Source organism: Rothia sp. P100 (assembly GCF_023712425.1).
Lineage (GTDB): Bacteria > Actinomycetota > Actinomycetes > Actinomycetales > Micrococcaceae > Rothia > Rothia endophytica.
The window spans coordinates 1,007,756-1,020,766 of record NZ_JAMAYG010000001.1; the positions used below are offsets into that span (position 1 = coordinate 1,007,756).

At 57.0% G+C, this 13,011-nt stretch carries 12 protein-coding genes; 9 read left to right on the forward strand and 3 right to left on the reverse strand.

The genetic code is table 11. The annotated features are described in order from the left end of the window. Positions 1–5 precede the first annotated feature (5 nt). Positions 6–767: an SDR family oxidoreductase gene (locus M3668_RS04640; RefSeq protein WP_251379613.1), complete on the reverse strand. Its 762-nt coding sequence runs from the start codon at positions 765–767 to the stop codon at positions 6–8. A gap of 20 nt (positions 768–787) precedes the next feature. Next, entirely contained in the window at positions 788–1,993 is a 1,206-nt protein-coding gene (locus tag M3668_RS04645) for an acyl-CoA dehydrogenase family protein (RefSeq protein ID WP_251379614.1), read from the reverse strand. Positions 1,994–2,269: 276 nt separating this feature from the next. Here M3668_RS04645 and M3668_RS04650 point away from each other — a divergent pair, with 276 nt between their 5' ends. The 4 genes from M3668_RS04650 to M3668_RS04665 all read left to right on the forward strand — a co-directional run bounded on the left by M3668_RS04650 (position 2,270) and on the right by M3668_RS04665 (position 7,187). Next, the gene (locus M3668_RS04650) at positions 2,270–4,030 is read left to right on the forward strand and encodes an AMP-binding protein (protein WP_251379615.1); all 1,761 of its coding nucleotides are present in this window, start codon (positions 2,270–2,272) and stop codon (positions 4,028–4,030) included. A 397-nt stretch (positions 4,031–4,427) separates the two neighbouring features. Continuing rightward, the gene (locus tag M3668_RS04655; RefSeq protein ID WP_251379616.1) at positions 4,428–5,075 is read left to right on the forward strand and encodes an MFS transporter; all 648 of its coding nucleotides are present in this window, start codon (positions 4,428–4,430) and stop codon (positions 5,073–5,075) included. 259 nt (positions 5,076–5,334) lie between these two features. Further along, positions 5,335–5,886 (forward strand): helix-turn-helix domain-containing protein, encoded by a 552-nt coding sequence (locus tag M3668_RS04660; RefSeq protein WP_251379617.1) that lies wholly within the window; start codon positions 5,335–5,337, stop codon positions 5,884–5,886. An 8-nt stretch (positions 5,887–5,894) separates the two neighbouring features. Continuing rightward, entirely contained in the window at positions 5,895–7,187 is a 1,293-nt protein-coding gene (locus M3668_RS04665) for a type II toxin-antitoxin system HipA family toxin (protein ID WP_251379618.1), read from the forward strand. 139 nt (positions 7,188–7,326) lie between these two features. Here the strand turns inward: M3668_RS04665 and M3668_RS04670 are convergent, their stop codons facing one another. Then, complete coding sequence (locus tag M3668_RS04670) at positions 7,327–8,826, reverse strand: CoA-acylating methylmalonate-semialdehyde dehydrogenase (RefSeq protein ID WP_251379619.1); 1,500 nt, start codon at positions 8,824–8,826, stop codon at positions 7,327–7,329. 213 nt (positions 8,827–9,039) lie between these two features. Between M3668_RS04670 and paaA the strand changes: the two genes are divergently transcribed. The 5 genes from paaA to paaE all read left to right on the forward strand — a co-directional run bounded on the left by paaA (position 9,040) and on the right by paaE (position 13,009). Beyond that, positions 9,040–10,050 (forward strand): 1,2-phenylacetyl-CoA epoxidase subunit PaaA, encoded by a 1,011-nt coding sequence (paaA, locus tag M3668_RS04675; protein WP_251379620.1) that lies wholly within the window; start codon positions 9,040–9,042, stop codon positions 10,048–10,050. Between the two features lie 2 nt (positions 10,051–10,052). Continuing rightward, positions 10,053–10,364 carry a 1,2-phenylacetyl-CoA epoxidase subunit PaaB gene (gene paaB / locus M3668_RS04680; RefSeq protein ID WP_251379621.1) on the forward strand — a complete coding sequence of 104 codons (312 nt, stop codon included), beginning with the start codon at positions 10,053–10,055 and terminating at the stop codon, positions 10,362–10,364. Beyond that, positions 10,361–11,188: a 1,2-phenylacetyl-CoA epoxidase subunit PaaC gene (gene paaC, locus M3668_RS04685; protein ID WP_251379622.1), complete on the forward strand. Its 828-nt coding sequence runs from the start codon at positions 10,361–10,363 to the stop codon at positions 11,186–11,188. The genes paaB and paaC overlap by 4 nt, the downstream gene beginning before the upstream one ends. 189 nt (positions 11,189–11,377) lie before the next feature. Continuing rightward, positions 11,378–11,821, forward strand: coding sequence for a 1,2-phenylacetyl-CoA epoxidase subunit PaaD (gene paaD, locus M3668_RS04690; RefSeq protein WP_251379716.1), 444 nt, complete (start codon positions 11,378–11,380; stop codon positions 11,819–11,821). Positions 11,822–11,860: 39 nt separating this feature from the next. Continuing rightward, entirely contained in the window at positions 11,861–13,009 is a 1,149-nt protein-coding gene (gene paaE, locus M3668_RS04695; protein WP_251379623.1) for a 1,2-phenylacetyl-CoA epoxidase subunit PaaE, read from the forward strand. Positions 13,010–13,011: the final 2 nt, after the last annotated feature.

Consider the following 13,011-nt stretch of genomic DNA (forward strand, 5'->3'; position numbering starts at 1 on the left):
GGGTTTTAGCGCGGGCCCATGCGCAGGGCGCCGTCCATTCTGATGGTTTCGCCGTTGATGTAGTCGTGTTGGGCGATGAAGACCGCCAGGTCTGCGAATTCCGCAGGGGTTGCCAAGCGTTGGGGAAAGGGGACGCCGGCGGCCAGTGCCTCCCTAAATTCTTCAGTGATACCTGCCATGAGCGGGGTGTCAACGATGCCAGGAGCTATAGTGTTCACGCGAATGCCACTGCTAGCTAGGTCGCGGGCAGCGGGCAGGGTCATGGCAGCCACTCCGCCTTTGGAGGCGGCGTAGGCGATTTGCCCGATCTGCCCTTCAAAAGCGGCGATAGAGGCAGTATTAATAACGACCCCGCGGCAACCGTCCTCGGTAGCGGGATCCTGTTCTGCCATGACAGCTGCAGCGTTGGTAAGCACATTGAAGGTGCCCACCAGATTGATGCTCACGGTTTTGGCAAAAAGGGCCGGGTCATGCTTGCCCTTTTTAGAAAGGACGCGGGCACCGGGGGCAATGCCAGCGCAGTTGACCACGGTACGCAGGGGCTGGCCCACCTCGTGAACCTGTGCCAGGGCGGCTTCAACGGCGGCGTAGTCGGTAACATCAGCCGCCAATAGGGTTAGTCCTTCCAGGGGTTGGGCACGGTCAATGCTGGGTTGCAAATCTAAACCGTAGACCTGGGCACCCTGGGCAAGGAGCGCCCTGGCGGTAGCATTGCCGATTCCAGAAGCCGCCCCGGTGACCAGGGCAAGGGTGTCATGAAGTTGCACGGAGCGTCCTTTCTAGCGGTTTATACGAAGGCCGAGTAGCCGGTGAGAGCTCTGCCCACAATCAGAGAGTTAATTTCATAGGTGCCTTCGTAGGTGTAGAGAATCTCGGCGTCCCCAAAGAATTTAGCCATCTCATAATCTGTGGTGATGCCGTTACCACCCAGTACCTCACGCCCGAGTGCAGCGCTCTGACGGGCAAAGCGGGTGGCTGTTGCCTTAGCCATGGCGGCATGCACCATATCCAAAGTGCCGTTCTTCTGCATACGGGCGCAGTTCATCATGAGCCCTAGTGCTGCCTGAGCATTACTCATGATTTCTGAAATGCCTTTTTGCACCAGCTGGAACTTAGCCAGCGGTTTACCGAACTGCTCGCGGGTAGTGGCGTACTCGCGGGCGATATCAAAGATGCCGATCTGGATGCCGTAGCCCTGCCAGCCGACCCAGGCGCGGGAGTTGCGCAGCATCTCGTTGGCGGCATCAAAGTTAACGGCACCAGGCAGGTGGGCACTAGCCGGCACGCTCACATTATCGAGGGTGATGTGAGCGTTCTGCATGATGCGCAGGCCAATTTTGTTGCTAATCTTTTCAGCTGAATAACCGGGGGTGTCGGTGGGCACGATGAATGCCTTAATCTGCTGGTCAGCGGTGTCCCTTGCCCAGACCAGGGCGAAGTCTGCGATGGTACCCATACCAATCCAGCGCTTTTCACCCTTAATAATCCAGTTCTCACCATCAAAGGTGGCACTGGTTTCCAGACCACCTGCGATGTCAGAGCCGTGGGCGGGTTCGGTCAGCGCAAAGGCGCCGGTCAGTTCGAAGTTCTCTAGCTTGCGCAGCATGTCTTTTTTCTGCTCTTCAGAACCTAGAGCGTTGACCATGCCCAGCACCAGCTCATTGTGGATGCCCACCAGGGCCGAGAGGGAGACGTCCACTCGGGTTACCTCAGCGTAGACCAAGCCACGAAAGAGCCAGGAGGTGCCACTTGTTTCTAGCCGTGCCAGCCCTACTTCTGCCATACCTTCTAGGAGGTGGAAGGGGAACTCTTCGCGGTTCCAGTAATCGGTGACCTGGGGGCGTACTTCTTCTTGTAGATATTTTCGGATCCGCAGGAACCACTCTTTTTCATCCTCGGGGAGCAGGTTGAGCACCCCAAAGGGGTCAATATCGGGGAAGGGCAGGGGTTTAGCGGGTGGATTTTGAACCATACCTCGGATGTGGGTGGTCATCGAGTTTTCTCCTGGCTGGTATCTGTGCAGGGGCCGGTGGGATCACCACCCTCACCACAGCACTGTGATGTGAGACATAAATTAAGACCAAGTTACCCCCTCTGTCAAGAATATGTAAACCCTTTCCGGACAGATTAAGGCAGATAGTTACCACATGACGCCACTGAGGGTGCCAGTACGAAAATTCCTTGACAGCCCCCAAAAAACAATCCTACAGTGACTCACAACACCTTTATTTTGACGCCCCAGAGCTACCCCCTGGCCAAAAGGAGAAGCATGAGCATTACCGAACAGTTCCGCACCGCCCGAGACCAGCTAGTTGCTCTGCGTGAGGAGTACAAAGTAGCTAGAGAAGAGTTCAACTGGCCCCAGTTCGAGCACTTCAACTTTGCCCTCGATTGGTTTGACCAGGTGGCCGCCAGTGAGGAACGCAAGGATACCCTGGCGCTCGTAATTGCTGAACAGGACGGCAGCCATATCACCCGCACCTTCGGTGAGCTGTCGCGTCGTTCCTCTCAAGTTGCCACCTGGTTGCGCTCCCTGGGGGTACAGCGCGGTGACCGCATTATTCTTATGCTGGGCAACCAGGTGGAGCTTTGGGAGACCATGCTGGCAGGCATCAAGCTGGGTGTCGTGCTCATGCCCTCCACCGAGATGCTGGAACAGGCAGATTTGGACGACCGCATTGAACGCGGCGAGGCCCGATGGGTCATCACCAACTCCGCTAACGTAGCTAAATACGAGACCGTAACCGGCGATTTTACTGTCATTGAGACCGGCGGCTTCACCGAGGGTGCTGTCACAAACCACCCGCACGTTAGCTACCTAGATGCCGACGTCGCACCCGAGGAATTTACACCTGATGGGCCCACCCCGGCGTCCGACCCGCTGCTGTGGTACTTCACCTCTGGCACCACCTCCCGCCCCAAAATGGTGGAGCACACCCACACCTCCTACCCCGTGGGCCACTTATCCACCATGTACTGGATTGGCCTGGCACCGGGCGATGTGCACCTGAATGTTGCCTCTCCTGGCTGGGCTAAGCACGCCTGGTCGAATGTCTTTACCCCCTGGATCGCTGAGGCGACGGTCTTCATTTACAACTATTCTCGCTTCGATGCTGCAGCTCTCATGCAGAATATGCAGAAGCACGGCGTGACCAGTTTCTGTGCACCGCCCACCGTATGGCGTATGCTCATCCAGGCTGATCTGAGCCAGCTCAAGACCCCACCCACCAAGGTAGTTGCTGCCGGCGAGCCATTGAACCCCGAGGTTATCTCGAAGGTTCGTTCCGCGTGGGGCGTTGATATTCGCGACGGCTTTGGGCAGACCGAAAGCACTGTCATGATTGCTAACACCCCTGGTCAGGAGCTTAAGGTGGGTGCCATGGGGCGCCCCCTTCCCGGCTACGAGATTGCTCTACTGGATCCCCTCGGCAAGCCCGCCGCAGAGGGTGAGATTTGTGTGCGCCTGAGCCCCCGCCCGGTGGGTCTGATGATCCAGTACAAGGGTGACCCCGAGAAAACCGAAGAAGCATTCGATGGCGGCTGGTACCACACCGGCGATATTGCCGAGCGGGATGAAAACGGGGTCTTCACCTATGTGGGCCGCGCCGATGATGTCTTTAAGGCGTCCGACTACAAGCTCTCCCCCTTTGAGCTGGAGTCAGTCATTATTGAGCACCCGGCGGTTGCTGAGGCGGCAGTGGTCCCCTCCCCGGACGAGATCCGTTATGCGGTTCCCAAGGCTTATGTGGTGCTGGCTGGGGGCTATGAGCCCACCGCTGAGACCGCCCAAGAAATTCTTAAGTATTCCCGGGATAACCTGGCGGCCTATAAACGTATTCGCCGTCTGGAATTCTTTGACCTGCCCAAGACGATTTCGGGCAAGATTCGCCGCGTGCAGTTGCGCGCGCGCGAGAAGGAGTTTCACGGTGAGCACGGCGAGCTGAAGACCCAGGCACTAGCAGCTCGCACCACCACCGAGGGCTACGACCACGAGTTCGCTGACACCGACTTCCCCGACCTCAAGGGCTAGCGGCTAAACACGGCAGGACGCTGGGGCGGGCACTACTGGTAATACCAGCTGTGCCAGCGCCCCGGCGTCCTCTGCATTGAGCGTTTTGTCGGTGGAAATTACCGTGCCAAAGAATGCCACAATAGCTTTACATATTGACCGTTACCCATCTGCACTATTACTACACCCCGGAGACAACATCTTATGAATCCTGAACCTCCCGGGGTTAGTCTCAACAGCATTAGTTTTAAGCTTCTTTGGTGGGGCACCTTTCTCAATACTTTTGGTGTTGCCTTCAGCGCCGGTGCTATCTCAGTGCTGGCAATTCAAGAACTAAAGTCCCAGACTCCTTTGTGCCCCTCATGCTGGGTTTTTCAAGTATCGCCGCTGCCCTAGCGGCGGTTCCTACTAGCCCGTGGTGGAGACCAGAAAGAAGAGGCCAATATTGATTGGTGCCTCCTTTTTCAGGGGAACGCTACTCATACTTATAGCTACACTGGCACGGGCAGAAATTCTTACCTTCCCGCTCCTTACTCTTTGCCTAGTTCTTATATCCCTTTCAGGAATCGTTTCCGGAGCGGCCAATGGCGTCCACCTACGTGATCTCGTCAGGCAAAAAGATTGGCCGCAGGCTAACGGGAAAATCGAATCACTTGTATGGATAATGTCAGCCCTGGCTACCCCTCTCGGAGGCGTAGTAATTGTTGCTACAAACCCAGGTGCCGTCCTGGCCATCAACGGTGCTGCCTATGTATGTTCAGGGGTTCTTATAAGACGCATTCCGCAACAAGAACCTCCCCCTGCACCAAGTAGCGGTGCCAGCGGAAAAGAAAAAATAAGTGAGGTACTGACAGGCAGGCGCAACCTCCCCCTGTGGGCATGTGCCGCACGGTCTCTCTGGGCACCCCTTTTAGCTTTCAGCCCCGGCGGAGCCCCAGGTTTAATATTTATTCTTATCTGTGAATGCGGTCTAATGTTCGCAGCTGGTCTCTTTAACCCGGTCCTCGCCACCTACAGGATGCAGATTGTAGACCGGTCACTATTGGCAAGGGTGGGTTCAGCCTGACCAATATCTGCCGCACTCGTCCAGCCAGTGTTTCTGCTGAGTGGGGCTTTACTCGTGGAATGGCTGGGCACACGCACAGCTATCGGCATCATTGGTGCTTGCATGCTGCTGTGTATCCCGCTGATTCCTTGGCGTGCTGTCAGAGCCTCATCGTGAGTGAGGCTTAGGAATCTAAATCTCAAATGTTTATGTTCGTAGACTTTTTTAAATGTCTACAAACGTGTACATTTTAAAGAAAAGTATTTAGGGGAACATCACTATGGCACGCGATAAAAGCATCATCTCGTCCCCCCGCGCCCTCGGCGCTTTCATTCATGACGCCCGGATAGAACGTAACCTCACTCAGGAATCTCTTGCCACGCTAGCAGGAGTATCCCGCAGCTGGCTCATCGGCGTTGAGCAAGGAAAACGGCAACGGGCTGAGTTCGACAAAATATTAAATGTTCTTGAGGCCTTGAATATCAACCTGGTACTTGAGCGACAATCAGCAGAACAACCATCCGCACCCCAGCACAACACTGGCGAGAACAAGGTTCCCACATTCTATGGCACACAAGGGTTACAGGCAGCCATAGCAAAATCAACAAAGGAAGCCTTAGGTCGCACCGAAACCCAGCTAAATTCCATCAGTAGCATGTTGGAGAATCCCGGGCTAGACAGCTTACAAAATCTCATGACTACCCTGGCTCCATCCGATGACATCACCAACATGCTCAAGAACAGCGTTCCGAACTTTGGCCAAGCGTCAGGGATTACGCAAGCGCTCAACCGGCAAAATCAGAAAAATAAAACAGGCAACTCTTCAGAGTAAAGATTCCCATGAAAAAACTTTATGTCGCACTCTATGGGCAGATTGTTGCAGAACTCCAACAAGATTCCTCGGGCACCAAAAAGCTGGTCTACATCACAGAGGCAAAACCAACGGCGGAGCTCTCAGTCGCCCTGCCCTACAGAAAAAGCCCATACCCCAAAAAGCAAACCATGCCCTTCATCGAAGGTCTCATCCCAGAAGGCGAATCAGTCCGGCAATCCTTAGCTCGCGAATACAATCTATCCTCCTGGAAAAACCCCTTTGGCATCTTGGAAAAGATAGGGCTAGAGTGCGCCGGAGCTGTACAGTTCATTACCCCTGAAGATATCGAACATTACCCTAATCTACAGGGAGAGCTTATCCCCGTATCACGTCAGGACATAGAAAATCGTCTCCAACGCCTTAACACGACACCTGGAAAGTCATGGCAGACAGACCGCGAACGCTGGTCACTAGCGGGGGCTCAAAGTAAGTTTGCTCTCCACTTCAATCAAGGACAGTGGTATGAGGCTACTGGCGCCCAGCCAACTACCCACATTTTTAAACCCGGAATTTACGACCTCAAAGATCAGGCACTTAATGAACACCTCTGCCTTAGAGCGCTGGGAGAACTCGGGCTCCCAGTAGCTCAAAGCAGCTACCAAGAGTTTGGTCAACAAGCTGCCATCGTTATTAAGAGATATGATCGTCTACGCCTCCCTAATGGATTTGTCGTCCGCCTACATCAGGAAGATATATGCCAGGCGCTCTCTGCCTTACCAGAGAAAAAATATGAATCTTCGGGTGGACCCTCGGCAGTGCAAATCATTCGGCTATTGCAGCAAGTTTGCCCTCAAGAAGATACTGAAACGTTTATCCAAGGACTCATCGCTAACTATCTCCTAGGAGCTCCTGACGCGCATGCAAAGAATTATTCACTGCTACACCTGCCAGATGGTGTAACCCGTTTAGCACCTTTTTACGATGTGGCTTCAGGTATACCCTATGAGCACCTTTCGAGTAACGGCATTCCAGGTAAGAATGATGGTCTTGAGAAAGCTGCGATGGCGATTGGGGGGGAACGCCGTTTTGGAAAAATAACGAGAAAACACTGGAACAAGTTCGCGCAGGCTACTGGAGTTAATGAAGAACGACTACGCGAGACTGTTGAATATATGTGCGTCCACCTTCCTCAAACTTTAGAAAAAGTATGCCTTGAGGAACAAGCCGCTCTAGGTAAGAGTGAATTGGCACAGCGTTTGATTCCTGGTATTAAGCAGATGTGTGACACAACGCTGACGATGCTGGATAGAGATTACTGATTAGGACAGCCAGGGGCAGAGCCGAACCCAGATCAAGAGATTAGGAGGCTCTAGCCGGTACTGAAAACTGCTGTCTATAAATATAGAAAGTGGCCCTCACCCGAAGGTGGGGGCCACTTCTATTCCACGTGAATCGGGGCTAGTTGCCGGTCGGCATCACAAAGCTGGCGCCTTCCTTAATGCCGGAGGGCCAGCGGGAGGTCACCGTCTTGGTCTTGGTGTAGAAGCGGAAAGCATCGGGGCCGTGCTGGTTCAGATCACCAAAGCCAGACGCCTTCCATCCACCGAAGGTGTAGTAGGCAATGGGCACAGGAATGGGCACATTGACGCCCACCATGCCCACCTCAACGCGGCGGGCAAACTCGCGGGCGGTGTCACCGTCGCGGGTGTAAATAGCAACGCCATTACCGAACTCATGGTTGCTGGGCAGGGCGAGCGCTTCTTCAAAGGTTTCAGCGCGCACCACGGTCAGCACGGGGCCAAAAATTTCCTCACGGTAGATAGACATCTCGGGGGTGACATGGTCAAAGAGGGTTGCGCCCACAAAGTAGCCGCCCTCGTAGCCCTCCACCTTGACGCCGCGCCCGTCTACCAGCAGGGAGGCACCCTCCTTCTCACCGGCGGCAATGTAGCCTTCGATGCGCTCCAAGGCCGACTTAGCTACTACAGGCCCAAAATCAGCCTGGGGATCCAGGCTGTGACCTACCTTCAGGCCACCGATGCGCTCCTGCAATTTTGACACCAGGGTGTCCGCGGTCTGCTGGCCCACCGGCACCGCCACAGAAATCGCCATGCAGCGCTCACCGGCAGAACCAAAGGCAGCACCCAGCAGGGCGTCCGCTGCCTGGTCCAGGTCAGCGTCCGGCATGATAATCAGGTGGTTCTTTGCGCCACCAAAGCACTGGGCACGCTTGCCGGTGCGGGCGGCATGCTCGTAAATGCTCTGGGCAATGGGGGTGGATCCTACGAAACCGACCGCCTTGATGCGGGGGTCGTCCAGCAGGGTGTCTACTGCTTCTTTATCGCCGTTGACCACGTTGAAGATGCCATCCGGCAGACCAGCCTCGGTCCACAGTTCTGCCAGGCGCAGGGGCACGGAAGGGTCACGTTCTGAAGGCTTGAGCACGAAGGCATTACCGGCAGCGATGGCGGGGCCGGCCTTCCACAGGGGAATCATGGCGGGAAAGTTGAAGGGGGTAATGCCAGCAACCACGCCCAGGGGCTGGCGCATGGAATAGACATCAATGCCGGTGCCTACCGCATCCGAGTACTCGCCCTTAAGCAGATGGGGTGCAGCAGTAGCGAACTCGACAACATCCAAGCCACGCTGGATGTCACCGTGAGCGTCAGCAATCGTCTTGCCGTGCTCTAGTGAGAGCAGTTCAGCCAGCTCATCGGCATTCTCATTGACCAGGTCAACAAAACGGTGCAGGACGCGGGCACGCTTCTGCGGGTTAGTTTCTGCCCAGCCAGCCTGCGCTTTAGCAGCATTGGCAATAACCTCGCGCACTTCATCGGCACTGGCTAGAGGCACCTGAGCTTGCACCTGCCCGGTACTGGGGTTGTAAACATCGGCGTAACGGCCGGAGGCACCTTCACGGTGGGCGCCGCCGACGTAGTGGGTTAGCTGCTTCGTCATCGAAGCCTCCTCTTCTCTAAATGTGCACCAACTCACATTGGGCATGAACCCCAGGCTACCCAAGGCACCCGGCGGACGGTAGAGGTAGGTAGAAATAAGTCATGCAGTCTCTAGGTCTTTACTTGACGCCAGTTACATAAATATATATTCTGAACGAACGGTCAGTAATTATTGGTGCAGGGGTTTCCCCTTCTCATCACACAAGGAACTTTCATGACTTCAACAGAGAAGACTCCCACCCTTTCACCGGTCGCAGACGCACCTGCCGCCGGCGCCTCTCATGAAGCTGAGCAGGCCTACTTCGACGCTCTCATCACTGAGGATTCTCGCGTAGAACCCCGGGACTGGATGCCCGAGAAATACCGCAAGACCCTCACCCGTCAGGTCTCCCAGCACGCCCACTCCGAAATCATCGGCATGCAGCCTGAGGCCAACTGGATTACTCGCGCTCCCTCGCTCAAGCGCAAGGCTATTCTCATGGCCAAGGTGCAGGACGAGGCCGGTCACGGTCTTTACCTCTACTCCGCCGCAGAGACCCTGGGCACTCCCCGCCACGTCCTCAACGAGCAGCTGTTAGAGGGTCGCGCCAAGTACTCATCCATCTTCAACTACCCCGCCCGCACCTGGGCAGACATGGGTGCTATCGGCTGGCTGGTGGACGGCGCCGCTATCTGCAACCAGGTGCCCCTCTGCCGTGCGTCCTACGGCCCCTACGGCCGCGCTATGGTTCGTATCTGTAAGGAAGAGTCCTTCCACCAGCGTCAGGGCTGGGAGATCCTCTACGAGCTCTCCCACGGCACCGAGGCGCAGAAGAAGATGGCACAGGACGCCGTCAACCGCTTCTACGGCCCCGCCCTGCAGATGTTCGGCCCCCCAGATGCCGACTCCCCTAACTCCCAGCAGTCCATGAACTGGAACATCAAGCGCTTCTCTAACGACGAGCTGCGCCAGCGTTTCGTGGACATGATGGTTCCCCAGGCTGAAGCTCTCGGGTTGACCCTGCCTGACCCGGACATCAAGTGGAACGAAGAACGCGGCCACTACGACTATGGGCCGCTGGACTGGGACGAATTCCACTCCGTCATCCAGGGCAAAGGCCCCTGCAACGTCCAGCGCATGCAGCGCCGCCGTGCAGCTCACGACGAAGGCGCCTGGGTGCGCGAAGCAGCCGCCGAATACGCCCGCAAAAACGCAGAACAGCACGCAGAACTCATGGGAGCATAACCATGTCAGAGAACATCACACACCTGCCCGAATCCAACGAGTGGCCCCTCTGGGAGGTCTTCGTACGGTCATCCCGCGGCCTGTCCCACGTGCACGCAGGTTCACTGCACGCACCCGATGCCACCATGGCACTGCGTAACGCCCGTGACCTCTACACCCGCCGTAATGAGGGCACCAGCGTCTGGGTTGTCCCGGCAGAAGCGATCCTGGCATCGGACCCCGACTCCAAGGGCGGCTTCTTTGAGTCAGCTCAGGGCAAGAGCTACCGCCACGCCACGTACTACACCAAGAGCGAAGGGGTGAAGCACCTGTGAGCTACGCTTCCTTCGAATCAGCGACCCGCCACAGCGAGGGCGAATCCATCATCGCTGAAGACATCGCGACCTCAGGTGTGCAGGCGAGTGAAGCAGTAGCCCGATACGCCCTGGCACTGGGTGATGACGCCCTGATGCTGGGCCAGCGACTAGCTCACTGGATTTCGCGCGCACCCGAGCTGGAGGAAGACATCGCTCTGGGCAACATTGCCCTGGATCTGATTGGCCACGCCCGCTTCTTCCTCACCTACGCAGGCACCGCCTGGGGTAAGACCGAGGACGATTTAGCCTACTTCCGTGATGAAGAAGAGTTCCGTTCGGTTCGTCTGGCGGAGCAGGAGAACGGTGATTTCGGGCAGACTATCGCCCGCCAGCTCATCTTCAGCTACTACCAGTACGAGCTTTACACCGAGCTGATGAAGTCTGAGGACCCCACCCTGGCAGCCATCGCAGCCAAGGCCCTCAAAGAGGTGGAGTACCACCAGGATCATGCCACCGCCTGGGCACTGCGCCTGGGCATCGGTACCGAGGAAGCCAACCGCCGCCTGCAGGAGGGTCTCTACTACATGTGGCCCTACATCGATGAGCTCTTTTACGACTTTGAACCCGTAGCAGAACTGCCCGGTGTTGCCGTGGTTCCCTCCACCCTGCGCGCACGCTTTGAGGAGCGTCTGCATGCCACCATCGCAGAAGCACAGTTGCAGGTGCCCGACGTGCCCCAGGCACGCGGTGGCGACCGATCCGGTGTCATGAGTGAACACCGCGGTCACATTCTGACCGAACTGCAGGTTCTAGCACGCGCCCACCCCGGCGCCACCTGGTAAACCCGCCCCACCCCGTCCCGTCACAAGGAGGTGACCCGCGTGCGCAGCAGCGAAGAGGCAAGCGCCGGTGTTGATTTCAGTTTTGGTTTTGATACTGATTCTGGCTACCGCGCCCCGGCCCTAGAAACCGAGAGCAGCGTCCCCGCACCTGTTGGCTCAGACGCCGCCCTCTGGGAAACTGCGGCGCACGTGGCAGACCCCGAAATTCCTGTGCTTTCAATTGCTGACCTTGGGATTCTTCGGGCCGCCTACTACAGCGAGGACGGGGTGCCGCAGGTGGTCATCACCCCCACCTACTCCGGTTGCCCCGCCATGGACGCTATCACCAGCAACATCCGCAGAGTCTTTGCCCAGCACCAGATACCAGAACCCGCAGTGCAGCTGGTTCTCTCACCGGCGTGGAGCACCGACTGGATGAGTGAAGCAGGTAAGGCACGGCTTGAGGCCTACGGTATTGCCCCTCCCACCGGCAAAGCTGCAGCAGGCCCCGTCCACCTGGGCATGGCCGTCAAGTGCCCCCGCTGCCACTCCCTGGCTACCGAAGAACTCACCCGTTTCGGGTCCACCTCCTGCAAGGCGCTCTACCGCTGCCGCGACTGCCAGGAACCCTTTGACTACTTCAAGGTTCACTAGCTGAACCTCTTCACAGAACGCACAGATAAGAGAAAAGCCATGACTGAGACAGCGCGCCGCCGGGCGTCCTTCAACACTCTGACCGTCAGCCAGGTACGCCCCCTGACCAAGGATTCGGTAGAGGTCACTTTCGAGGTGCCCGAGCACCTGGTAGAGGATTACAACTACGCTCCCGGCCAGTACGTCGCCCTGCGTGCCACCATTGACGGTCAGGAGGTACGCCGCTCCTACTCCATCTGTGCTGAGCCCGTCCCCGGTGAAATCCGAGTGGCTATTAAGCGCGACTTGGGCGGCCTTTTCTCTAACTGGGCCAACGACACCTTAAGCGCCGGCTACCAGATTGATGTCATGAACCCCCAGGGCGCTTTCGTTTCCAAGGGCAACATCACCAGCTTGAATGAACCCCAGAAAATTGCTGATGACGCCAAGGCGGCAGGCGGGGAGCACATGGTTGCTTTCGCAGCAGGCTCAGGTATCACCCCCATCATAGCCATTGCCCGCACCGTGCTGAAAGCCAGCGAAAACAGCACCTTTGACCTGGTCTACGCCAATAAGTCAGCCCTGGATGTCATGTTCGCTGAAGAAGTGGGCGACCTCAAGGACAAGTACCCCACCCGCTTTGCGGTGCACCACATGCTCTCCCGCGAACAGCGCGTCAACCCACTGATGAGCGGTCGCATTGACGACGAAAAACTCAACGCTATTCTCGATTACGTGATTCAGGTGGACAAGGCTGACGAGTGGTTCCTCTGCGGCCCCTTCGAGCTAGTTCAGCTCTGCCGCGACACCCTGGCGGAGCGCGGCGTCCCCGAAGAAAACGTACGTTTTGAGCTCTTCACGACCGGCCGCCCCGAGACTCCTGCCGGTCAGCACGGCAAGGCTGTTGAGGTTGACCCCGGCGGCAATAACTACTCCATCGCCTTCACCTTGGACGGTACCAGCGGTTCTGTGGAATCCCCCGTCTCAGCGAACGAAACCATCCTGAACGCTGCCCTGCGCGTCCGTGCCGACGTGCCCTTCGCCTGCGCCGGCGGTGTGTGTGGCACCTGCCGCGCCAAAGTGGTTGATGGTGAGGTTGAAATGGCAGAGAACTACGCCCTTGAAAAGGACGAGGTGGACGCCGGCTACGTTCTGACCTGCCAGGCTCGCCCCTGCACCGACAAGGTCACCGTAGACTTCGACGCCTAGGA

Coding starts and splice junctions, on each gene's coding strand:
- M3668_RS04645 (WP_251379614.1), bottom strand. CDS start 1,993: ATGACCACCCACATCCGAGGTATGGTTCAAAATCCACCCGCTAAACCC.
- M3668_RS04650 (WP_251379615.1), top strand. CDS start 2,270: ATGAGCATTACCGAACAGTTCCGCACCGCCCGAGACCAGCTAGTTGCT.
- M3668_RS04660 (WP_251379617.1), top strand. CDS start 5,335: ATGGCACGCGATAAAAGCATCATCTCGTCCCCCCGCGCCCTCGGCGCT.
- M3668_RS04665 (WP_251379618.1), top strand. CDS start 5,895: ATGAAAAAACTTTATGTCGCACTCTATGGGCAGATTGTTGCAGAACTC.
- M3668_RS04670 (WP_251379619.1), bottom strand. CDS start 8,826: ATGACGAAGCAGCTAACCCACTACGTCGGCGGCGCCCACCGTGAAGGT.
- paaA (WP_251379620.1), top strand. CDS start 9,040: ATGACTTCAACAGAGAAGACTCCCACCCTTTCACCGGTCGCAGACGCA.
- paaB (WP_251379621.1), top strand. CDS start 10,053: ATGTCAGAGAACATCACACACCTGCCCGAATCCAACGAGTGGCCCCTC.
- paaE (WP_251379623.1), top strand. CDS start 11,861: ATGACTGAGACAGCGCGCCGCCGGGCGTCCTTCAACACTCTGACCGTC.